Origin of the sequence: Kitasatospora sp. NPDC036755 (genome assembly GCF_040636595.1) — a bacterium.
In the GTDB taxonomy this organism is placed as follows: Bacteria; Actinomycetota; Actinomycetes; order Streptomycetales; family Streptomycetaceae; genus Kitasatospora.
In genome coordinates this window covers 1-21,097 of record NZ_JBEZUT010000144.1, presented here as the reverse complement: position 1 = coordinate 21,097, position 21,097 = coordinate 1, and the positions used below count along the sequence as shown (strand labels likewise).

The following is a 21,097-nucleotide window of genomic DNA, read 5'->3' as shown; positions in this document are numbered from 1 at the left end:
GGGGCAACGGGCGCGACCGCCACCGGCGCCCCCGCCGGCAGGCCCATCGGGGCCCCCATCGGCGCGGCGAACCCGCCGGCCGAGGCCCGTCGCTCCAGCTTGTCCAACCGTGCCTGCAGCGACAGCTCGTCGCTGTACGCGCCCGGCAGCATCACCCGGGCGCAGATCAGCTCCAGCTGCAGCCGGGGCGCCGCGTTGCCGCGCATCTCGGTCAGCCCGGTGTTGACGAGGTCGGCGGCCCGGCTCAGCTCGGCCGCGCCGAACGCGTCCGCCTGCGCCTGCATCACCGCGACCCGGTCGGCCGGGGCGTCGATCAGCCCCTTCTCCCCCGCGTCCGGCACGGTGGCCAGGATCACCAGGTCGCGCAGCCGCTCCAGCAGGTCGGTGACGAAGCGGCGCGGGTCGTGCCCGCCCTCGACCACCCGGTCGATCACCTGGAACACCGTCGCCCCGTCGTGCGCGGCGAAGGCGTCCACCACCTCGTCCAGCAGCGCGGAGTCGGTGTACCCGAGCAGCGCCGTGGCCATCTGGTACGTGACGCCGCCCTCCGCGGCCCCGGCCAGCAGCTGGTCCATGACCGACATCGAGTCACGCACCGAACCGGCGCCCGCCCGCACCACCAGCGGGAACACGGCGTCCTCGACCTGGATCCCCTCCCGGCCGCACACCTCCGCCAGGTAGTCGCGCAGCGTGCCGGGCGGGACCAGCCGGAACGGGTAGTGGTGCGTCCGGGACCGGATCGTCCCGATCACCTTCTCCGGCTCGGTGGTCGCGAAGATGAACTTGAGGTGCTCCGGCGGCTCCTCGACCACCTTGAGCAGCGCGTTGAAGCCGGCCGAGGTCACCATGTGCGCCTCGTCCAGGATGAAGATCTTGTACCGGCTGTGCACCGGCGCGAAGAACGCCCGCTCGCGCAGCTCGCGCGCGTCGTCCACACCACCGTGCGAGGCGGCGTCGATCTCGATCACGTCGATCGACCCGGGCCCGCCGGTCGCGAGGTCCCGGCAGGACTGGCACTCCCCGCAGGGCGTCGGCGTCGGCCCCTGCTCACAGTTGAGGCAACGGGCCAGGATGCGTGCGCTCGTCGTCTTGCCACAGCCACGCGGCCCGCTGAACAGGTACGCGTGGTTGACCCTGTTGTTGCGCAGGGCCTGCTGGAGCGGAGCGGTCACGTGCTCCTGCCCGATGACCTCCGCGAAGGTCTCGGGGCGGTAGCGGCGGTACAGGGCTAGGGACACACCCCCGACGATATCGGGACGGACCGACAAACGCGTCGCCCCTCACCCCCGCCGGGCCCCGGGCCTCACCCCCGCCGGGCTCCGGGAACGCAAAGACCCCCCGTGCACCCGCCAGAGCCCTCCTACCCTTGCTGCCTTCCGGCCCTGGGGGGGTTCAGAGAGATAACGCCACACGAGGGGCTGACCCCCACACTACCGGATCCCGGCCCCGACGATCCACAGGCCACCCCCACCTCCCGCCTGCGGGATAGGTGGTCGCGAGCACCCCGAAACATGTACTAAGCTCTCCCACGGAGGATTCGCCTAGAGGCCTAGGGCGCACGCTTGGAAAGCGTGTTGGGGGCAACCCCTCACGAGTTCGAATCTCGTATCCTCCGCCATGGCTAAACAGCCATAACGAAGGCCCCGACCGCTCAGCGGTCGGGGCCTTCGTCGTTCACAGTCTCATCCGTAGTCTCAACGGCCCTTCTCCGCGGCCTCCTCGCCACGGCCGTCCGAGTCCTTGGCCACCTGCCAGATGAGCCCACCGACGCGCTTGGCGACGTCCTGGAGGATGCCGCCCGTCACGTGCTGGTACCGCGCGGCCATGGCCGTGGACGACCAGCCCATGATCTGCATCACCACTCGTTCGGGGACCCCGAGGATGAGAAGCACCGTGGCGGCGGTGTGGCGGGCGTCGTGCAGCCGCCCGTCCCGGACCTTGGCGTCGGACAACAGCAGCTTCCACGCGTCGTAGTCCGTGCTCGGCACCAGCGGCCATCCGAACGGCGAGGTGAAGACATACCCGCTGTCGCGCCACTCCTGCCCGGCGCGTCGGCGGTCGCGGTCCTGCTCCTCCCGGTGCAGCTCCAGCAGCCGGATCAGTTCGTCCGGCAGGCCGATGACCCGGCGGCCGGCACGCGACTTCGTGTTCGCGGTGTCCTCGTTCTTCCGGAGTCGCTGCTTGCAGTAGCCAGGCATTCGGCCGCAGTCGCCCCCGCAGCCGTGCTTCCGCATCATGACGTGCCAGACTCCCCAGCTGTGGGATCCAGTACGAGCGGTCAGGCCCTCAACCCGCAGGTCGAGCGGTCGGGCCAGTCGCCGTAGCTAGCCCAGCGTGCGCATGCTGTGCGCGCGAACGCGCCAGCAGGTCGCCTGCCCTGAGCCATATAGAGTCGCGACGAAGCACGGACCACAACTGGGTCACACGTCCACTGCGACCGGAACGTCGCAAGGGAAACACCACGTCGCGGTTCTTGTCTGCCTCGCCCGGCGCCGCATCGACGTCCTGTTCCCCGTGCTCAGGGAGTCGCGTGCTGGTGGGCCCGGTCGACCGTGGAGTCGACGGCGGCCATCCATTCCACCCGGCCCACTGCGTCGTCGCGGACCTGGACGTGCTCCCGCAACTTCGCCCAGGTCCCGTCCGCCTCCCAGCGCGCGTAGCGCTCACAGACGGATGCCACGGCCTGGAGCGCTCGGGCAGGCCACACCACGGACGGCCACGTCCGTCCACCCTGCGGCAACGAGGTCTGAGTGAGGCACCGGCGTCAGAGCAGCGCTGCGGCTAGCACGGGCAACACACCTGGGTCGGTCCGAGACTGGCCGCAAGAGAGCAACCTGCCCAGGCCCTTAAAGGGGTCGGGCGTAAATGGGCGAAGCCCTCGGGCGGACGAGGGCTGGCCGGCGCAGCAGGGGAGGAGGCATCGTCTGATGCTTCCGAGTGACCAAGCACTGAAGTGCCTCGCACCGTCACGGCCTACAGACTCGGACATGGTTCCTTAGTTGGGCGGGTTGCCCGGATCGCTGGCGGCTCGTCAGGAACACCTGAGACACTGGAGGAAGCGTCTGATGACAGCTGTGTCGTTGCAAGGCGCTGGTTGGACTGTGGGAGAGGTGTCACGCAGACATGACTGCGAGTGAGGCAGGGGCGGCGCACATGGGCTTCACGGAGGTACCGATCAACCCCGGGAGAATCCTTCGGGCGATCGCACGGATCGGGTACACGCCTGAAAGCGCCATCTGCGATATTGTCGACAACTCGGTAACAGCGAAGGCACAGCGCATCTCCATCAAACTTGAGCGCGAGCCCGACATGTCCGAAGCTCGCAGGAATAGCGCAGCCCGTTACATCATCGCTGACGACGGCGATGGCATGGGCACAGATGGCCTGATTGAAGCTCTGGCACTGGGCGTAGACGGACATTATGAGTCGGGGAGTCTCGGGAAGTACGGGCTCGGCTTGAAGAGCGCGGGCCTCTCACAAGGCGACCGGATCGAGGTTGTAAGTGCATGTGAGGGCGGGTCGTGGAGCAAAGTGGCTCTTGACCTTCCTCATGTGGAGGAGGTTGGCAGGCTGGAGTGTCTTATGGAGACTCCTGATTCCGCCGACCTTGATCGACTGAGCGAGCTTATTCCTGGCGCTACTCATGGCACAATGGTCACGATTGAGAAGATTCATAAGCGCAATCACCCGAGCATCCGCAAGACCCGCGAGGCCCTTGAGCGGAATCTCGGGGTAACTTACTTCTATTTCCTTCAAGAGAACGGCGGAGATCTCCAGATCCTGCTGGATGGCGATCCGGTGGAGCCTTTCGATCCACTCTTTGTCGATGAGGCTAATGCGGCCGGCAATCTCGACGACTCCACCTGGGATGGCCGAGATGTTCGATGGCTTGAGCGTCCGATACCCCTGGTTCTCGATGCTGAGAACCAAGTGGAAGTCACAGTCGAGGCGACGCAGCTGGTCCACCCGCCCGCGTTTGATAACTCCGCTGAGATCCGCAAGAAGTACATGATCGGCTCGAGCCACTACGGGTTCTACGTTTATCGAAATAAGCGACTCATCCGGCGGGCAGAGCGATTCAACGGACTGATTCCCACCGACCAAGACTATTTTTCATTCCGGGGTCGAATCCTGATCGACGATTCGGCAGATGACGCCTTCAATATCGACGTAAAAAAGTCGGAAATACTCCTTAGTGAAGAGGCTGAGGACGCGCTCAGTGAAGCTATCTATGAGGCGCGACGCCTGAGCAAGAGTGGCTGGAAGCGCGCAACCAAAATCCTTCGCGAGAAGGCCAATCAGGACCCAAATCGAAAGGCCGCAGAGGCGCTCTTTGAGGTTGACTTCCCAGAATTCCTCCCGACGGACCCGGATGACGCTGCCTCAGAGGACGAACGGGCTAAACGCGCCCAAAAGGAATCCGTTCGGCATCCCCTGGGAGATGAAGAGCGCGAGAAGGCTCGCAAGGAGGGGGCGCGGGTCACGTTTGTTGACCAGTTGGACGACAATGCCTTGTGGGAGCGCTCGCGCGATGCCACGCTGGGAACGGTTGTGCGGATCAATCGATCGCATCGCTTCATGAGAATGTTTGATGAGCGATTTGGTGATGACGCAGACGTCGTGCTTCTTATTCAGGCTCTTTTTCTGAGCCTTGCCTCGGCAGAAAGTGGCACGGTGCGAAACAAGCAGGACCTCGACGATGAAATCATCGAGGAGGTGTTCGTAACCTACAGGAATCAGGCTTCGGCCGCAGTTTACAAGGTAACGGCAGATGCACTTGAGAAGCGCTTCGCTTAGGCAAGGATAAATGTCAATTCTCGCCGAGGGAGAGACATGGGGTGCCGCTGCCGTCGGGAGCCCTCACCTGTGCCAGGCCAGAGCTTACATATACTGCGGCTATTCGAAACACGTGGGCATTGCCTATATTGGGATGACAGTCGGTGGCAACGGGATCTTTGGTCGCTGGGGTGACCACCTAGGGCGCGCACTAGAGAAATCCTCGTTCCGTCGACGGCTTCATGAATTTGATGATTCCGCATGGGGTCGACTTGATGATCTCGTGATTCTTTGGGCTGAAATTGGAACCGCAAGCGAATTCCTGACAGTTGAAACAAGCCATCGCGAGGGTGTCGAGTACCTCGTTCAGCGGCAGCTGCGCACCCTCCTTGCCAGGGAGAAGCCTTCCTTGACTGTAATTAGCAAGGTTCGGTCAAACCGCACCGTCCAACTCCCGATGGTTCAAGCTGCGGCGAATGAGATTCTAGGGCATTTTAAAAAGCATTTTAACAATTCGGAGTGAGCTCTGTCGATCTCTCAAATGGATAGGCCACCTTGGTTGGCGCTATGGTGCTCGCGCCCCTTCTCCCAGAGATCGTCTGCCCACGCCACGACTGCAGGAACCGTTGGCGCTGTGGATCGTGGATCACCGGATCAGCTCCGGACAGCTACCCCTTCTGGCTCTGACTCTGACTCTGACTCTGACTCTGACCACTATGTCCCCACGTCCCAATCGCGGCTCTGAGCCGGGAAGACCGCGAGGGGGCCTCAGGGACTCCTGGCCGGCTCGCGCTCAATCGCTGCTTGACTACCAGTGGTGGGGGCTGGTCAAGCAGAGACCTCTCGTGTGGGGCGCCTCACGCAGCTCGGCGCCCCGGCCAGAATAGACTTGGCAAGCGTGAACCTGGGGGTGTGCAGTCTCATCCGCCGCCGTTCGGGGACGTTCGAACCAAGCGGCCTCCTACACGCTGACTTGCGGATTGGACTTCGCCGAACGGGGGCGAATCGGGGCGGGCAGAGTTGGAAAGCGTGTTGGGGGCAACCCCTCACGAGTTCGAATCTCGCATCCTCCGCCTTGATCGAAGGCCCCGACCGGTTCGCCGGTCGGGGCCTTCGTCGTATCGGGGTTCCGGCCGCGCTCCCGCGGGGCGGTGGGCAGGGACGCGGGGCGGACGACCGGGGAGAGGGCGAGGCTGGTGCCGGCGGTGGCCGCCGCCAGGGCTTCCCCGACCAAACCCGCCTCACCCGGCCCGCGGATCGGCGCCCTCGTCGCCGGGGGCTCCTTGTCGCGGAGTCCTCAGGGTGTGGGTGCGGTGAGGTACCGCTGGATGGTGGGGCCGACCCAGTCGACGATCTCCTCGGGGCGGAGCGCCACGCTCGCCGGGAACCGCAGGACGTAGCGCGTCAGGGCGAGCCCGAGCACGGTGGAGGCGCAGAGGGCCGCCCGGGCCTGGGCCTGTTCCGGCTCGGGGCTCACCCGGCGGGCCAGCGGGATCAACTGGTCGCGCAGCACGCTCTGGGTGCGCTCGGCGACGATCGGGTCGGTGACGCCGACCCGTAGCAGCGCGGTGAGCTCCTCGTTCTCCTCCCACAGGGTGAGGAAGTGGCGCACCAGCGTCCGGCCGATCTCCTCGCGCGGTTCGACGGGCAGGCCGGGCAGGCCGGGGTCGATCGAGACGGCCGCCGCGAACAGGCCGGCCTTGTTTCCGTAGTACCGCATCACCATCGACGGGTCGATCTGCGCGTCGCGCGCGATGGCCCGGATGGTCGCCTTCTCGTAGCCGTCGGCCGCGAACCGCTCGCGGGCCGCGGCGAGGATCATCGAGCGGGTGGCGTCGGAACGCCGGGCGGCCTGCGGGTTCTCTGTACTGCCGGTCATGCCAACAAATGTAGGCCAACGCTTGTTGACAGTCCAGGAGCCGCAGCCCTACGTTGGCCAACAAACGTTGGCCAACGGGCGTTGGCAAAAGCGCGCCGCCGAATCCGGTGCGGCGCCGGCCGGCCTCGGTGCCGGTGGACGACCGAGAGCGAGAGGAAGGACCGGCCATGGCCGAGGTGCGGAGCCTGGACCCGAGCACGCCGCTGTTCGCGCAGGTCGAAGAGGAGACCGGGCCGATCGTCCTGGCCAACACCTTCGTCGTCCCGGAGGAGAGGACCGAGGCGTTCCTGGTCCTCTTCCGCAGGCAGGCGGAGTTCATGGAGGCCCAGCCGGGGTTCGTCTCCCTGCAGATACACAAGGGGACGGCAGGCAGCCGGCTCATGATGAACGTCGCGGTCTGGGAGTCGACCCGGGCGCTCGCCGCGGCACTCGGCAACCCCGAATTCCAGCGCATGGCCGCCGAATTCCCCGACGGCGTCGTGTCGTACCCGCACATCTTCGAGCGGGCCGACGTCTGACGCGGCGGCTGTGGCCCGGGGAAGGGCAGCCCCGCCCCCACCCGCCCCATTCGCGCCATCCGCGCCGGCCCGCGCCACCCGGCGCGCCCTCGGCCACCCGCTGAACCGCGCCCCGGAACGAACCCCAGGAGAAGCACCGTGACACTGAAGAACGTCAACACCGTCCTGGTCACCGTTGTGGCCCTGTTCGTCCTCTACCTCGGGCTGATCTTCATCCTGGCCCCCGGGTCCTTCACCCAGGGCGTCGGGCTGCCGAACCCGCCTGTCGGCGACGCCGGCGGCTTCCTCGTCATGAAGGGCAACCGTGAACTGGCGATGAGCCTGGTCATCGGCATCCTGCTCGTGACGGGCCACCGCCGCGCCCTGGGCTGGGTCCTGTTGATGGAAGCCGTCGCCCCGTTCGGAGACATGATCAACGTCCTGACCCACCACGGCTCCCCCGCCGCCGCGTTCGGCATCCACGGCCTGACCTCGGTGCTGATCACGGCCACTGGACTGCTGGTCCTCCGCGAGACCGGCAAGACCACCCTCCGAGCCCCCGTCCCGGCGTCCGCCGAACCGACGCCCCGATGACAGCGGCGGCTTCCTGGTCGTCACGGGCGTCCGCGACGCCTTCCCGACAGTTGCTCCCGCTGCCCGAGCTCGGCCACTGACCACGGCCTCGGCTCCGGTCTCGGTCTCGGTTCCGGTCTTGTTCGCTCAGGAGAATGGGAAAGCGTGTCGGGGGCAACCCCTCACGAGTTCGAATCTCGCAGCCGCCGCCTTCACGAAGGCCCCGACCGGTTCGCCGGTCGGGGCCTTCGTCGTGCGGGGTTCCGGCCGCGCTCCCGCGGGTGGCGGGGGTGGCGGGGGTCAGGCCGGGCGGTCGGCGGGACGGGTGGCCAGGCGGCGGGCCGTCCACGCGGCCGCGGCGAGGGCGAATCCGTAGACGGAGACGAGGCCGTGGCCGTTGTCCTGGGCGAGCCAGACGGCGAGGCCGAGTGCGGGGACGCCGGCGGCCAGGGCGAGTTCCTTGGGGACGCGGGTGCGGGCGAGGAAGGCGAGGGCGAGGGTGGCGCCGAGGAAGTAGGTGGCGCCGGAGCTGCCGGCGAAGTTGCGCGGGTCGGTGCCGGGGCCGTCGCCGAGGCCGAGCAGGGTGTCGATCCGGCCGGGCAGCAGGATGCCGGCGAGGAAGAAGCCGAGGGTGAGCGGGCCGCCCCAGTACCACTGGGCGAGCGCGGCGACGGCGGCGAGGGTGACGAGGTTCCACAGACCGCCGAAGAGGCCGCCGTTCTGCATGAACACCGAGGTGAACTCGCGCCACCAGCCGGACTCGGCCGGGTCCGCGTCGAGCGCGTCCATGGCGCCGGGCCAGGCCAGCTGGAGCAGCACGCCTCCGACGGCGAGTGCGGTCAGGCCGATCGCCGCCCACGGGAGCGGCCGTCCCCGCAGGGTCTCTCGGCCGACCACGCCGAGCCCGCAGTTGACCATCATGACCATCAGCGCGGCCGTGGTCACGTTGAAGACGATCGCCCCCATTGTCTGGCCCCTCCCCCCGGTTCCGACGTTTTCCAACGCCGTTCGAAACTTCGACGACGCAAAGCTAGCACAGCTTTCGAACAGTGTTGGAAAACGTTGTACGGTGAGTCCATGAAGCTCACCAAGGACCGCATCGTCGACGCGGGCATGGCCGTCTTCGCCGAGGTCGGCTACCAGAACCTGTCCATGCGCCAGGTCGCCGACCGCCTCGACGCCCACGCGGGCAGCCTGTACTACCACGTGCGCAGCAAGGACGAGCTGCTCGCACTGATGGCCGACCGCGTCTGCCGCCGGGCCTACGACACCGGCACCGACGCCCTCGCCGCCCTCCCGCCCGACGCCACCTGGCAGGACCGCATCGCGGCCCAGGCCGCCACCCTGCGGCTGAGCATCAGGCAGCACCCCGGCGGAGCCCAGCTCCTCGCCGAGAGCCCCGGCACGCTCAGCACCGGCGCCCTCTCCCTGATGGAACGCCTGCTGCGCACCCTCCTCGACGCCGGCCTGCCCGCCGACCACTGCGCCATCGCCGCCGACACCCTGCTCAGCCACGTCACCGGCTTCGTCCTCCAGGAGCAGAACCAGCCGACCACGCCACCGCCCGTCACCGCCGAGCTCTACGCCGAACTCCGCGAGCGGTTCCCCCTGCTCATGGACCCGTCGATGCCGCGCCCGAGCCAGGACGAGAAGTTCACCCGAAGCGTTCGCCTGCTCTGCGCCGGCTTCGCGGCGGCGCCCGCGTAGCGGCCGTCGCCCGATCCGGCCCCACCGGCCCGGCGAAATTGTCTCCCCGAGCGGCACGCCCTCCGGACTCCGCCGGAACCCGCGGACAGCGGGAACCGAACCCGCCGTCCGCGTCACTGCCAAGTCCGCCCGATCCCACCACGATGCCGGGCCCGGCCCACCGGGCGGCCGGTCCTGGCTTCGGTCTCGTCCACCGTCCGGCCAGGTTCAACCGCTGACCGGTGGTGTGGTCGGCTGGTTCTGCTCCTGGAAGACGATGCCGGGGCCGCGGCACCGCGGTGGCAGGGTCGTCATGGCAGCAGCGCCAACTGCTGTCCTCCCCAATCCAGGCCGCAGGGACGGCTCTCGGCCAGGCGGAGGCGTTCGTCCCGGGACACCAGGGCCGCCGCTATCCGGGTGGAGAGTCGATCCCGCAGACGCGCCCAGTCCGCTTCCCTGCGTGGTGGGACAACCTGGACCTCGTCCAGCAGCAATCGCTCGGCGGTCGGTCCGCGCGGGGTCCACCACTGGCCGTCCGACCTGCTCTCGATCCGGGCCGACTGCCGCAGTGCGTTGCGAAGCGACGCCTTGTTGTACCGGTAGCCGAATCCTTTGAGGCAGTAGTCGAGCGCGGCGGCGGTCAGCGGCCGGTCGGCCGCAGCCAGCACCAGCCGGCCGGCATCGTCGAGGCAGCGCGGACCGGGCATCGGTCCGTGCCGGTAGAGGCCGTACACCCCGGCTCCGGCCCAGCAGAACCGCCGGTCACCGGCGACTGCCACCTTCGCGGAGGTCTCCGCGATACGGCGGGCGTGGTCGTGTTCGGCCAGTCGCACCAGGTCCCTCACGTGCACCGGTCCGGAAACGGAGCAGGCCACCGAGTACAGGATGTCCGCCTGGCTGCGCCCGACCGGTCCGCGGCAGCCGCAGCGGCCTGCCTCCCACGGCCCCAGCAGCGATCCACAGTCGCCACAGGGCGCCTCGTCCTCCGTGCCGGGTCGAACCGCGCTCACCTCACCTCACCTGGGCCGTCGCACCGGTTCGTCGAGGCCCGCATCATCCCCGGCTCCAGTCGAGCGCCACCGGACCGGCCGGGAATCCCGCGCCGGGGTCCTCGGAGACGGCGGAGCTGAGGCTGTCGAGGAAGCGGCGCACGTCAACGGCGTCGATGTCGTCGAGGTTCTCGGCTGCCGCCGCTTCGAGAACGACCTGCGCCTTGCGGAGCACGTCACGCGGTTTGCGGTTCGACCTGCCGAACAGCTCCGCCACCGCCGACTCGGTCAGCGGGTAGAGGTCACCGGGGGTCCTCGCCGCGCCGGGCTTCACGGCTGCTTCGAGATACTTGAACAGCAACTTGCCGGCCTCCGTGACGTTCCGCAGGCCGGGCAGAATCACCGTGCTGCGCTGGTTCGCCACCGTGGTGTCGAAACTCGGGAGGTCGGCCAGCTCCCAGGCGGTCCCGATGGTCAGTGCGGCCCTGGGGTGCATGGTGACGACCACACTGAGCATGTCCGCCATTGGCAGGGTCTCCACAATCACGTCGCGGAAGCGCTCGGTCTCCAGATCCCGCTTCGCCCTGGCCATCGTGCTGCTCGCCAGGTCTTCCAACTGGTCGCAGCAGAGAAGGACGTGCTTCATCCCCGCGGCTGCCGCGAACAGGAGGAAGGTCGCCAGGTAGACCGCGCCGTTGCGGGTGCGCGAGGCGGGCTTGATCCGGTCGAGGTACTCCGCAGCGATGTTCGGGTCCGCGTCGCAGAGCGCCACGATCAGTTTGTCGTCCGGCGGGCCCAATGTCCGCCCCCGCAGGGACCGGTGGACGTCGGCCACCACCTTGAGCAGCGCCCGCGGGTCGTCGCTGTCGGCCCGCGCTATGAGCTCCAGCCGCAGCCGCTCAGCGAGGGTCGGCTCGTCGCCGACCCGGAAGTCGGTGGCGTACTCGACCGCGGTGAACAGCGCCGCACCGAGCGAACGGATCTGTGCGGTGTCGAAGCTGGTCAGCAGGCCGCAGATCGGAACCTCGGCAGCATCCTCCTCGTCCAGCCCGCTCGACAGGTAAGCGGTCCTGCCGAAGTCCTTGTTGAGCAGCCCGGTCAGGTGCTGCATGAGTACGGACTTGCCGAAGCCGCGGGCGTCCGAGTCTCCCGGGGCGGTTCCCGTCGACCACAGGTAGCCGAACTTGAGCCCGGAGTACGCCGCGCCCAGGACGAACTTGTTGATCGATTCCTGGAGTTGTTCGGCATTGACGTCCGGCTCGTACAACAGGCCGTTCTCCCTGATATCGGAGCCGCCCAGACGGGCGATCCCGGTGATCGGGAACGGGTTGTTTCGCAGGCTCCAGCGCTTCCTCATCCACACCGGACCGGGAATCGCTGCAAGTGCGGTCATCAGGGACGGACCTCCTCGTTCTGGTGCGCCTGATCGACGCGGATGATGTTGAAGACGCGAGGCATGCCGCCCTGCGCCGACATGACCAATGGTCTGGTGGAGGGCGGCGTCGCGCCGTGGGTCGCCTGATCCAGGTGCACCCGGAAACCGAGGCCGGGATAGTCCCCCCGGAGGGCGCCGAGGACGGCCGCATCGAACTCGTCGTCGCTGATCCGCTGGTGCCAACAGACCGCGGCTCGGAGCCGCCAGACCGGGAGGTACATGTCGCCCGCAGCATCGCCGCGCTGGCGGAGCCAGATCTGCGGCAGTGCCTCCAGTGCGGCCCGGCGGGCCTCCGGTCCGACCGACCGACGGATGGCCACGTCCGCGCCACGACCCGATACCTCGGACGTGGCCCAGAAGCGGAGGGCGGGCGGCCCGGGCGCGTAGTAGCTGAAGTTGGCCAGCCCGAGGAACCTGCACCATCGGCGCAGCAGTTCATGGCTGATGTAGTCGAGGCTGCAGCCGGCGGCGCTGAACGCCACCCGCACCATGGCCTCCTCGCAGGTCGTGATGAAGAGCTTGCGGCTCATGATCCGCTCCCGCGCGCGCAGCCGTTGTTCGGCCCGACCGACGTACCCGCGCACTCCGTCGTCGATCACCTCGCGTTCTGCGCTCCAGCCGAGACTGCCCTGGGCGGCCGCATCCACCGCGTAGTCGACGAAGTCGCCGAGGAAGTCCTGGTGGGAGTGGTGCGTACGGCTGTCGAACTTGAGCAGTGGGATCGTGAGGTGTGTGGAGAGGCTGCCAGGCCGGGCTCCTACCAACCGCAGGAAGCCCTCGAACTGCGGATGGGCGTCCAGCATCACCCCCACCAGGACGTTGTACGCTGCCAGCCGTTGACGCCCGACCAGGGTGGTCCACTCGGCGCCTCTCTCGGTCAGCCTGAACGTCACATCGGAGTGGGCGTAGGCCGATTTGGGCGTCGAGGGAAGGATGTGACGCTCGACCCACCCGAGTCGCATCAGCTCCTTGAGCACGTCCACCGTGTTGTGCACGTGACGTTTCCCGTCGGCCAACAGGCGGTCCCACTTGCGCTCGTCGAACGAACCATCAGTGTCGCTTTCCCGGGCCACCTTTGCCGCCTGCCCGACCAGCGCGCAGCGGATCTCATTGAAGGTCCGCCCCTCGGCCACCGCTTGTGCTGCCACCTCTATGTAGGCCAGATCCTGAAGCCGGGGAATACCGGAGCCGCCGACGCTCACCTGCCGGCCTCGATCCGGCAGCACGCACCACGGTCGCTCTGCGGCCGACCGGGATCCCCAAGCATGCACACGTAAGCCTCCCTGAGCCAGATCCACGACTTGACACCACCAACTGACCACAGCAGCAGTCTCGTTGGCAATGACTAGAAAGATGTTGTGGATCTCATGGGGCATGAGAGCCGCAACATCCATATAAAACGCAAAGATTCGCGGTTCTCGGCTTCAAAGCCCATGAACGCACCTAGAGTTCTGGTCAGCGCACAGGCCTTCCGGAATCCGGCCCATCTGGTGCGCTTCCAGCACTGAGCCGATCCGAGAGGCATCCGATGACCGACCCGCGTGAGCCCGAGTACGTCGACCAGGTGGACCTCACCCGCGGGCGACCGTTCCGGCTCCAGCAGGTATCCGATCAGCGCTACTTGGCCATCATGCCGTGGGGCCAGCTGCACAGCATCGTGCCCGACCCGCGCCCGGCCGAGATGCCCCGGATGAGGCAGTACCTCTCCCCCGCGCAGCGGGAACAGGCCGAGCTGCGCAACGAGATCCAGCGGGCCATCCAGGGGACGAAGAAGAAGGCCAACGCCAGGGACTACGCCCGGTACATCGCCGACGGCCTGCGCGGCATCCGCGACGAACGCTGGGCCACGCCCCCGTTCGCGCTCTGGCTACCCGGAGACATGGACATCGTCCGCTTCAGGACCCCGTTCGGGGACGACCTGCTGGCCTACATGCCGTTCGATGCCACAGGTGTCCTGGTCGACGCCGAAACCCAGCACCTTGCACACATCATGCTCCTGGAGGAACCGGCGGCTTACGGGCTGACCAAGGGGCAGGTCTCTCAGCGACTGGTCAGCGTGGAGATCTACCACCAGATCAGCCTACGCGGAGCCCGCCAGATCTTCCACGACCGCAACCTGCTCGGAGTCATCCCCAACAAGAACGTCGCACTCGCCGCGGACTCGTCCAACCTCGCCACCGACATCACCCACTCGCTGCTGGAGAACGTCGTCCTCCCGGCCTCGGCCGAGGGCCAGGAGACCCCGCTCGGTCTGGTGGTCTCCGCACGCCCCCGTCAGCTGAAAGCCACGGACACCGAGTGGATGACGCTGTCCTCCTTCCGCGCGTTCGTGGTGACCGCGATCTTCGGCCGGTCGGGCTTCGACAAGACCAGCGGCCCCATCTCCGATCTGCCCGAGGGGTGCACCCCCGAGCTCGCCAGGCAGTACGTCGGAGCGGCCGCCAAACTGATCCTCGGCTCCTTCGCCGAGCACTTCGAGCGCCGGACGGAAACGGTCATCGCTGCACCCGCCATGCTCGCCGCACTCGGTGCCGTCGCCTACCGGTCGATGCCGTGGAGCCCCGAGCCCCGCCGCAGCCCTGAGTCGCTGCTCAAGCTGTTGTCGGACGTCCGGTGGGCACGCGACCCCAGGTTCTGGGACGGCACCGTGGGCAAGGCGACGACCGACGCACGAACCGGCATGCGGACGCTCTCGCTGGCCGGCGGGGTCAAGGACAGCGGCTCGAAGACGGCTGCCGCGCTGGAAGACCCGGCTTCGCCCCGGTACCAGCAGATCCGCGGCTACACCCAGCCCGCGGTTACGGATTCGGTCGCATCCTGAGGTCCGGACTGCCCATCACTCCCGGTTCCGCGATGCCGAGGCACCCGGCATCGCCGACCCCACTGGTGGGAGCCACCGCCCCATCCCGGGCGGGATCCGTGGAACTCGGCGTCCCGGTTGACCCGCGGCATCGACGACCGGGGGAGCGATACGCCGCGTGAGCGAATCGGACGGCTTCTGGCTCGAGCCGCCACCGCGGCCCTGCGGGCCGGTACCGTCGGCACCCCCGAGTGTCGCAACACCCAGCAGAGCGCCCAGCGGGCCCTGCTGCAGCGGCCACCGCCCTGGTCGTCGAGTGCCAGGCATGGGCGGCCTCCTGGGAAGACGGCTTCCAGCTGATCGGCAGCGCCGCCCGTGGACGGGGAGTGCGCTGTTGCGGGTGCCTGACGGGCAGTCTGGTGGCTTGCCCGGCACAAGGAGTTGATCATGTTTTCGTCCCGTGAAACCCATCTGGTCGTCCTGCGCGAGCTGGACGTCGTCCGTACCGCCCTGCAGGAGGAGCTGGCCGCCGCCGGCCCCGAGGAGCGGCCCGGCCTGGAGCGCGCCCTGTCCGTCCTCGACGGCATGGGCCGCAACGAGCAGCAGCTGAAGGCCAAGTGGGTCAACGGCCTGCTGGAGCAGACCGGCATCGATCCGCGCACCCAGGAGGTCCGCGCGGTCCGCGAGTTGCGTCGCGCGGTTCCCGGCCTCAGCCTCGTCGCCGCCGTCGACCTGGTCAAGCAGGTCACCGCGGCTGTCTGACGGGCGGATTGGGCATCGGTCCCGGTCGACGGCCGGTCGGGCCCGGCGCCCCGGACCTCCGGGAGCGTCGGTCGGCCCGGCCGACGGACGGACGGTTTCTGCCTCGCCCGGGGCGGTGGCTCCCTCCCGGGAGGGAGCCACCGCCCCGCCCCGGCGGGATCCGTGGAGCGAGGCGTCCCGGTTGACTGGGGGCATCGACCACCAGGGGAGCGACATGCTGCGCGAGCGAATCGGACGGCTGCTGGCTCAGGTCACCGCGGCGGCCCTGCTGGCCGGTACGGCCGCGGTGCCCGCCGCGGCGGCGCGGGGAGCGGGGCCGGTCGACATCCGGACGGCCATCGAGGCGGTCCCGGGTCTGCGGGTCCTGGAGGAGCGGCCGGCCGCGCCCGGGTTCCGCTTCTTCGTCCTGACGCTGCGCCAGCCGGCCGACCACCGGCACCCGGAGAAGGGCGGTTTCGAGCAGCGCCTCACCCTGCTGCACCGGGGCACCGCCCGGCCGACCGTGCTGTACACCAGCGGCTACACCGTCTCCACCAGGCAATTCCGGGTGGAGCCCGCCGAGTTGCTGGACGCCAACCAGGTGAGCACCGAGCAGCGGTTCTTCGGCACCTCGCGGCCCGAGCCCGCCGACTGGACCGGCCTCGACATCCAGCAGGCCGCCGCCGACCACCACCACGTGGTCGAGGCGTTGCACCAGGTCTACCGGGCGGCGTGGATCTCCACCGGCGGGAGCAAGGGCGGCATGGCCACGGTCTACCACCGCCGCTTCTACCCGCAGGACGTGGTCGGCTCGGTCGCCTACTCCGCGCCGAACAACACCGACGACCACGAGGACTCCGCCTACCTCGACTTCCTGCGCACCGTCGGCACCCCCGAGTGCCGCAGCGCCCTGCGGGGCGCCCAGCGGGCCCTGCTGGAGCGGCGTACCGCGCTGGTCGACAGGTACCAGGCATGGGCGGACTCCCGGGGCGACGGCTTCCGGCTGATCGGCAGCGCCGACGCGGCCTTCGAGATCGCCGTGCTGCGGGCGCCGTTCATGTTCTGGCAGGCCCGCGGGCAGGCCGCGTGCCCGGCCGTGCCGGCACCCGATGCCTCCGGCGACGCGCTGTACGGCTGGCTCTCCGACACCGCCCAGCTTCCGGTCTACGCGGACTCGGTGGCGAACCAGTTCGTCCCGTACTTCTACCAACTGGGCACCCAGCTGGGGTACTTCCCGGTCGAGACCGCCCACCTGGCCGACCTGATCCGCCACCCCGGCGCCACCGAGCCGCGCAGCTTCGTTCCCCGCGACGTCCCGCTGCGCTACCGGCCGCAGGCGATGCGCGACGTGGACCGGTGGGTCCGCACGCACGGCGACCGGCTGATGTTCGTCAACGGCGGCGCCGACCCGTCGGTGGCCGAGCCGTTCCGGCCGGGCCCGGGCTCCCGGGACTCCCATCTGTTCCAGGTGCCGGGCGGCACCCACTCGGTGCGCATCGCCCAACTGCCCGCCGCCGACGCCGCGACGGCCTCGGCCACCCTGCGGCGCTGGGCGGGGGTGTAGCAGCCGGGCCCGCCGCCTCGCTCACCGCCCTCCCCTGGAACCCGCACCTCGGCCTGGCCGTCGGCACCCGGCAGGGGCCGTCCTCGTACGCCCCCGGCTGTCCCCGGACCGGGGCACGCTCCTCGGCGCCGCTCGGGGGCCGGCGCCGGTGTCCGATTCGTTCAAGACCGGGGGTACCGGTGGCGCCTAGCGTGGCGGGCATGAACAGTACTTCTGCGCCGCGGTTCGCGTTCGTCGGGCTGGCCGTCTCGGATGTGGCCGCGTCGGTGGCCTTCTACCGACGGTTGGGGGTGGGGTTCCCGGAGGGGGTCGAGGGGGAGCCGCACGTCGAGGGCGAGTTGCCGGGCGGGCCGCTCCTGGTGCTCGACGCCGAGGCCACCATCCGGTCGTTCCACCCCTCCTGGCAGCCGCCGAGCCGCGGCACGCGGTCGGCGCTGGCGTTCCACTGCGGGAACCCCGCGCAGGTGGACGCGCTGTACGAGGAGCTGACCGGCGCCGGCCACCACGGGGAGTTGAAGCCGTGGGACGCCTTCTGGGGGCAGCGCTACGCCGTGGTGCACGATCCGGACGGCAACGGGGTGGACCTGCTCGCACCCCTGCAGGGGAACTAGCCGAGCAGCAGTTCCGTCATCGACATGCCCGCCAACTCCCGTACGTCGCGGGCCAGGTGGGACTGGTCCGCGTAGCCGGTCCGGGCCGCCGCCGCGGCCGGCGGGACGCCGGTGCGGGCGAGTGCCAGGGCGCGCTGCATGCGCAGGATCCGGGCGAGGGTCTTGGGGCCGTAGCCGAAGGCGGCCAGTGAGCGGCGGTGGAGTTGGCGCGCGCCGAGGCCGACCGTCCCGGCCGTCGCGGCGACGGTCCGGCCGGCGGCGAGCGAGGCGGCCACGGTGCGGATCAGGGGGTCCTCGGGTGGCGCCTCGGCGGCCAGCCGCAGGGCCAGGGCCTCCAGTGCGGCGGCCGGGTCTGGGGCCGCGTCGATGCGCTCGGTGAGCCGGCGGACCGCAGCGGCGGGCCGCAGGTCGGCCAACTCGACGCGGCGGTCCCGCAGTTCGTGGGCGGGGACGCCGAGCAGGGCGGGGGCGGCGCCGGGGCGGAAGCGTACGCCCGCCCATGGGCCGCGCAGTGCGGGGTCGGGGCGGAAGGCGCGGGTGTCCGGTCCGGCGACCAGCAGCCGGCCCGCCGTCCACAGCAGGTCCATGCAGCCGTCGGGCAGCACGGGCCCGGCCTGGGCGCCGTCTGCGCACCGGTCGGCGCACCGGTCGTCGCCGCGCCCGGCTCGCGTACAGCCGGCCGCCGTACAACCGGCCCCCGTACAACCGGCCCCCGCGCGCCCGACGACCCGCTTCGTCCAGACGACCGCGCCGGGCAGTCGGGACGCGCGCTCCTGGTACGGGGAGGACGGGGCCATGACGCGAGGCTACGCGCCGCGGGGCGGGAGCGCGCGAACGGACGTCGGCCCCGGCTGCACGGGGCAACCGGGGCCGACGGGGCAACCGGGGCAACCGGGGCTGACGGGGGTCCGACCGGGTCCTGCCGGGCGGGAGGTCAGCCGACCGGCTCGGCGGCGGGCTCCACCGGGGCCTCGGCCCCCGGGCCGCCGGCCTTCCGGCCGTCGCGCATCAGCACCAGGGTGAGCGCCGCGGCCGCGACGACCGCGATGCCGCCCACGGTGAAGGTGGTGGAGGTGGCGGTGTTGAACGCCTCCCGGGCGACGGCGACCAGTCCGCCGTCCCCGGTGGAACCGGCCGTCGAGAGCGCCCCGGTGATGTCGTGGCGGGCGGCGGCGGGGGCCTCGGCGGGCATGGCGCCGGTGTAGGTGCTGGAGAGCACGGTGCCGAGGATGGCCACGCCGAGCGCCGCGCCGGACTGCTGGATGGTGTCGTTGAGCGCGGAGCCGACGCCGGCGTGCTCGCTGGGGATGGCACCCATCAGCGCGTTGGCGGCGGCCGGCATGCCGAGCCCGGAGCCGACGCCGAGGACCAGCATGGCCAGGGCGACCTTGGTGAAGCCGTCGCCGACCGAGAGGGTGGCCAGCAGCCCGAAGCCGGCGGCGATGATCAGCATGCCGATCGAGGTGAGCACCCGCGCCGGGACCTTCTTGCCGAGCACCGCGCCGATCGTGTTGAACACCAGCGAGGCGACGGCCAGCGGGAGGAAGGCGAGGCCGGTGTCGGTGGGCGAGAACTCCAGCACGAACTGCAGGTGCTGGGTGAGGACCAGCATCAGCCCGCCGGTGGCGAAGGTCAGCAGGACGAGCGAGAAGCTGGCGCCGGTGAAGACCCGGTTGCGGAACAGCTTGAGCGGGACCATCGGCGAGTCGGTGCGGACCTGACGGACGGCGAAGCCGGTCAGCGCGGCCACCGCGAGCAGGAATCCACCGAGGGTGCCGGCGCTGGTGAAGCCGTCGCGGGGCAGCACGATGATCGACCACACCAGCGCCGTCATGCCGACCATCGACAGCACCATGCCCGGAAGGTCGGGGCGGCGCCACGGGCCCTTGGACTCGGGCATCAGCAGCATCGCGGCGACGATGGCGACCACCGCGATCGGCACGTTGAGCAGGAAGACCGCGCCCCACCAGAAGTGCGCGATCAGCGCGCCGCCCAGAACCGGTCCGCCGACCAGGCCGACCATGGCCACCGCCGTCCACGCGGCGATCGCCTTCGGGCGCTCCTCGTCGTCGAAGACGGTGATGAGGATGGAGAGGGTGCTCGGCATGACCAGCGCGCCGCCGACGCCCATCAGGACGCGCCCGGCGATCAGCTCACCGGGACTGCCGGCGTACGCCGCGACCAGGGAAGCGGCTCCGAACAGCACCAGTCCGACGATCATCACCTTCCGCCGTCCGAAGCGGTCGGAGAGGCTGCCCGAGGTGAGCAGCAGGCCGGCGAAGACCAGGATGTACGAGTCGATGATCCACTGGATGTCCTGCGCCCCGGCCTTGAGGTCCTCCGCGATCGGCGGGATGGACACCGTGAGCACCATGTTGTCGATCACCAGCACCAGGCTGCTGAGGCAGAGCACGACCAGGATGAGCCAGCGCTGCGGATGACGTTCCACGGCGTTTCCCCCTTCGAACTTCGGATCGGGCGCGGGCTGTGGCCGCGCGGAAGTCGTCGCGGGCACACCGACCTCCGTCCCCAGGGGTACGGTGTGCGCCGCTCCGAACACTGTACGGTCACCGCACACCGTTCGCAACGCCGTACGCCGTTCCGCCTCCGCACAGTGTTCGCACCGCCGTACACTGTGCGATGGAACGTGTGGAAAGCTGCACCGAACCGGACCAGGTCCGGACGATTGGTGAGGAGGGCCCGATGGCGGCCAAATCAGAGGACGGTACGACCCCGGGCATCCCCCTGCCGTGGAACCGACCCCAGCGACGGCGGGAGCAGCCCGCCCTCAGCCGCGAGCAGATCGTCGCCGAGGCCTTCGCGCTGCTGGACTCCGACGGCATCGAGGCGCTGAGCATGCGCAAGCTCGCCGCCCGGCTGAACGCCGGCGCGACCTCGCTCTACACCCACGTCGCCAACAAGGACGAACTGCTCGCCCTGGTCGTCGACCACATCTTCGGCACCCTCCCGCTGCCCGGGGCCGAGGGCTCCGAGGACCCGAAGGTGTGGCGTGCCAAGGTCATGGAGAGCGCCGAGAGCATGCGCGCGGTCATCATCCGCCACCCGTGGATGGTCTCGGTGATCGGCGACGTCGGGATGATCTACCTCGGCCCCAACTGGATGCGGCTCTCCGAGAACCTGCTGGCCGTGATGGACGCGGCCGGTTTCGAGATCTCCGAGGCGAACGACGCGATGGCCGCCGTCATGGGCTACACCATCGGGACCGCCTGCGTGGAGGCCTCCTGGGTGACCGCGCTGGCCCGCAGCGGCCAGGACGAGCAGGAGTGGATGGACCGGCTCCTGCCCACCGTCGTCGAGGCCACCAAGGCGTTCCCCCTGCTGCACCGGCTGTACACCACCGAGGTCCCGGAGGAGGTCGCCGTCGGCCGGGACAGCACCTTCGCCCGGGGCGTCAACGTCATCCTGGACGGGATCGAGGCGACCATGGACGCCCGCCGCCGGGGCTGAGCCCGAGCCCGGGCCCGTGACGCCCCACACCCACGGCATCCCGCGCCGCCGGGTCGAGGAGGTCATCGAGCTGACCGG

General features: G+C 69.4%; 18 protein-coding genes, 1 tRNA gene, 1 other RNA gene and 2 pseudogenes. 11 read left to right on the top strand and 11 right to left on the bottom strand.

Annotated features, from left to right (window positions below; all coding sequences use genetic code 11):
• The coding region (locus tag AB0E96_RS21910; protein ID WP_359826163.1) for a DNA polymerase III subunit gamma and tau at window positions 1–1,238 on the bottom strand (1,238 nt) is incomplete at its 3' end.
• A gap of 91 nt (window positions 1,239–1,329) precedes the next feature.
• Window positions 1,330–1,420, bottom strand: an RNA gene (gene ffs / locus AB0E96_RS21905) — signal recognition particle sRNA small type.
• A 110-nt stretch (window positions 1,421–1,530) separates the two neighbouring features.
• On the opposite strand from ffs, the gene AB0E96_RS21900 reads away from it, so the two are divergent.
• Window positions 1,531–1,618, top strand: a tRNA-Ser gene (locus tag AB0E96_RS21900).
• A 76-nt stretch (window positions 1,619–1,694) separates the two neighbouring features.
• On the opposite strand, the pseudogene AB0E96_RS21895 reads toward AB0E96_RS21900, so the two are convergent.
• Both AB0E96_RS21895 and AB0E96_RS21890 read right to left on the bottom strand, forming a co-directional pair.
• Window positions 1,695–2,225 (bottom strand): annotated as a pseudogene (locus AB0E96_RS21895) (tyrosine-type recombinase/integrase); the annotation flags it as partial.
• Window positions 2,226–2,527: 302 nt separating this feature from the next.
• Window positions 2,528–2,712 (bottom strand): annotated as a pseudogene (locus AB0E96_RS21890) (IS5/IS1182 family transposase); the annotation flags it as partial.
• A gap of 411 nt (window positions 2,713–3,123) precedes the next feature.
• Between AB0E96_RS21890 and AB0E96_RS21885 the strand changes: the two are divergent.
• Together AB0E96_RS21885 and AB0E96_RS21880 are read left to right on the top strand one after the other, a co-directional pair.
• On the top strand, window positions 3,124–4,797 hold the full coding sequence (locus AB0E96_RS21885; RefSeq protein ID WP_359826161.1) for an ATP-binding protein: 1,674 nt from the start codon (window positions 3,124–3,126) through the stop codon (window positions 4,795–4,797).
• A 112-nt stretch (window positions 4,798–4,909) separates the two neighbouring features.
• On the top strand, window positions 4,910–5,299 hold the full coding sequence (locus AB0E96_RS21880) for a hypothetical protein (RefSeq protein ID WP_359826159.1): 390 nt from the start codon (window positions 4,910–4,912) through the stop codon (window positions 5,297–5,299).
• 774 nt (window positions 5,300–6,073) lie between these two features.
• Here AB0E96_RS21880 and AB0E96_RS21875 read toward each other — a convergent pair.
• Entirely contained in the window at window positions 6,074–6,655 is a 582-nt protein-coding gene (locus AB0E96_RS21875; protein ID WP_359826157.1) for a TetR family transcriptional regulator, read from the bottom strand.
• Between the two features lie 167 nt (window positions 6,656–6,822).
• Between AB0E96_RS21875 and AB0E96_RS21870 the strand changes: the two genes are divergently transcribed.
• On the top strand, window positions 6,823–7,173 hold the full coding sequence (locus tag AB0E96_RS21870) for an antibiotic biosynthesis monooxygenase family protein (protein ID WP_359826154.1): 351 nt from the start codon (window positions 6,823–6,825) through the stop codon (window positions 7,171–7,173).
• A 138-nt stretch (window positions 7,174–7,311) separates the two neighbouring features.
• Window positions 7,312–7,746 carry a DUF4267 domain-containing protein gene (locus AB0E96_RS21865; protein ID WP_359826152.1) on the top strand — a complete coding sequence of 145 codons (435 nt, stop codon included), beginning with the start codon at window positions 7,312–7,314 and terminating at the stop codon, window positions 7,744–7,746.
• Between the two features lie 279 nt (window positions 7,747–8,025).
• On the opposite strand, the gene AB0E96_RS21860 is transcribed toward AB0E96_RS21865, so the two are convergent.
• Window positions 8,026–8,691: a hypothetical protein gene (locus AB0E96_RS21860; protein ID WP_359826149.1), complete on the bottom strand. Its 666-nt coding sequence runs from the start codon at window positions 8,689–8,691 to the stop codon at window positions 8,026–8,028.
• Between the two features lie 111 nt (window positions 8,692–8,802).
• Here AB0E96_RS21860 and AB0E96_RS21855 point away from each other — a divergent pair, with 111 nt between their 5' ends.
• Window positions 8,803–9,432: a TetR/AcrR family transcriptional regulator gene (locus AB0E96_RS21855; protein WP_359826146.1), complete on the top strand. Its 630-nt coding sequence runs from the start codon at window positions 8,803–8,805 to the stop codon at window positions 9,430–9,432.
• 290 nt (window positions 9,433–9,722) lie between these two features.
• Here the strand turns inward: AB0E96_RS21855 and AB0E96_RS21850 are convergent, their stop codons facing one another.
• The 3 genes from AB0E96_RS21850 to AB0E96_RS21840 all read right to left on the bottom strand — a co-directional run bounded on the left by AB0E96_RS21850 (window position 9,723) and on the right by AB0E96_RS21840 (window position 13,037).
• Window positions 9,723–10,286: a hypothetical protein gene (locus AB0E96_RS21850; RefSeq protein WP_359826144.1), complete on the bottom strand. Its 564-nt coding sequence runs from the start codon at window positions 10,284–10,286 to the stop codon at window positions 9,723–9,725.
• A 178-nt stretch (window positions 10,287–10,464) separates the two neighbouring features.
• A complete protein-coding gene (locus AB0E96_RS21845) occupies window positions 10,465–11,793 on the bottom strand; it encodes a hypothetical protein (protein ID WP_359826142.1) in 1,329 nt (442 codons plus the stop codon).
• Window positions 11,793–13,037, bottom strand: coding sequence for a hypothetical protein (locus AB0E96_RS21840; protein WP_359826140.1), 1,245 nt, complete (start codon window positions 13,035–13,037; stop codon window positions 11,793–11,795). Before AB0E96_RS21840 ends, AB0E96_RS21845 begins: the two co-directional genes overlap by 1 nt.
• A 326-nt stretch (window positions 13,038–13,363) precedes the next feature.
• Between AB0E96_RS21840 and AB0E96_RS21835 the strand changes: the two genes are divergently transcribed.
• From AB0E96_RS21835 to AB0E96_RS21820, 4 genes are all read left to right on the top strand, one after another.
• On the top strand, window positions 13,364–14,656 hold the full coding sequence (locus tag AB0E96_RS21835) for a DNA sulfur modification protein DndB (RefSeq protein WP_359826138.1): 1,293 nt from the start codon (window positions 13,364–13,366) through the stop codon (window positions 14,654–14,656).
• Window positions 14,657–15,082: 426 nt separating this feature from the next.
• Window positions 15,083–15,397: a hypothetical protein gene (locus tag AB0E96_RS21830; RefSeq protein WP_359826135.1), complete on the top strand. Its 315-nt coding sequence runs from the start codon at window positions 15,083–15,085 to the stop codon at window positions 15,395–15,397.
• 181 nt (window positions 15,398–15,578) lie between these two features.
• On the top strand, window positions 15,579–16,940 hold the full coding sequence (locus AB0E96_RS21825) for a S28 family serine protease (protein ID WP_359826132.1): 1,362 nt from the start codon (window positions 15,579–15,581) through the stop codon (window positions 16,938–16,940).
• A 200-nt stretch (window positions 16,941–17,140) separates the two neighbouring features.
• On the top strand, window positions 17,141–17,551 hold the full coding sequence (locus AB0E96_RS21820; protein ID WP_359826130.1) for a VOC family protein: 411 nt from the start codon (window positions 17,141–17,143) through the stop codon (window positions 17,549–17,551).
• Here the strand turns inward: AB0E96_RS21820 and AB0E96_RS21815 are convergent.
• Together AB0E96_RS21815 and AB0E96_RS21810 are read right to left on the bottom strand one after the other, a co-directional pair.
• Window positions 17,548–18,348 (bottom strand): helix-turn-helix domain-containing protein, encoded by an 801-nt coding sequence (locus AB0E96_RS21815; protein WP_359826127.1) that lies wholly within the window; start codon window positions 18,346–18,348, stop codon window positions 17,548–17,550. The two genes, AB0E96_RS21820 and AB0E96_RS21815, sit on opposite strands and share 4 nt — an antisense overlap.
• Window positions 18,349–18,485: 137 nt before the next feature.
• Window positions 18,486–20,000: an MFS transporter gene (locus tag AB0E96_RS21810; protein ID WP_359826125.1), complete on the bottom strand. Its 1,515-nt coding sequence runs from the start codon at window positions 19,998–20,000 to the stop codon at window positions 18,486–18,488.
• A gap of 254 nt (window positions 20,001–20,254) precedes the next feature.
• Here AB0E96_RS21810 and AB0E96_RS21805 point away from each other — a divergent pair, with 254 nt between their 5' ends.
• On the top strand, window positions 20,255–21,019 hold the full coding sequence (locus AB0E96_RS21805; protein WP_359826123.1) for a TetR/AcrR family transcriptional regulator C-terminal domain-containing protein: 765 nt from the start codon (window positions 20,255–20,257) through the stop codon (window positions 21,017–21,019).
• Window positions 21,020–21,097 lie beyond the last annotated feature (78 nt).

Excerpts from the sequence above, each read along its gene's own strand:
- AB0E96_RS21805 (WP_359826123.1), top strand. The coding sequence starts at position 20,255 with ATGGCGGCCAAATCAGAGGACGGTACGACCCCGGGCATCCCCCTGCCG.
- AB0E96_RS21845 (WP_359826142.1), bottom strand. The coding sequence starts at position 11,793 with ATGACCGCACTTGCAGCGATTCCCGGTCCGGTGTGGATGAGGAAGCGC.
- AB0E96_RS21885 (WP_359826161.1), top strand. The coding sequence starts at position 3,124 with ATGACTGCGAGTGAGGCAGGGGCGGCGCACATGGGCTTCACGGAGGTA.
- AB0E96_RS21820 (WP_359826130.1), top strand. The coding sequence starts at position 17,141 with ATGAACAGTACTTCTGCGCCGCGGTTCGCGTTCGTCGGGCTGGCCGTC.
- AB0E96_RS21830 (WP_359826135.1), top strand. The coding sequence starts at position 15,083 with ATGTTTTCGTCCCGTGAAACCCATCTGGTCGTCCTGCGCGAGCTGGAC.
- AB0E96_RS21835 (WP_359826138.1), top strand. The coding sequence starts at position 13,364 with ATGACCGACCCGCGTGAGCCCGAGTACGTCGACCAGGTGGACCTCACC.
- AB0E96_RS21815 (WP_359826127.1), bottom strand. The coding sequence starts at position 18,348 with ATGGCCCCGTCCTCCCCGTACCAGGAGCGCGCGTCCCGACTGCCCGGC.
- AB0E96_RS21855 (WP_359826146.1), top strand. The coding sequence starts at position 8,803 with ATGAAGCTCACCAAGGACCGCATCGTCGACGCGGGCATGGCCGTCTTC.
- AB0E96_RS21870 (WP_359826154.1), top strand. The coding sequence starts at position 6,823 with ATGGCCGAGGTGCGGAGCCTGGACCCGAGCACGCCGCTGTTCGCGCAG.
- AB0E96_RS21875 (WP_359826157.1), bottom strand. The coding sequence starts at position 6,655 with ATGACCGGCAGTACAGAGAACCCGCAGGCCGCCCGGCGTTCCGACGCC.
- AB0E96_RS21860 (WP_359826149.1), bottom strand. The coding sequence starts at position 8,691 with ATGGGGGCGATCGTCTTCAACGTGACCACGGCCGCGCTGATGGTCATG.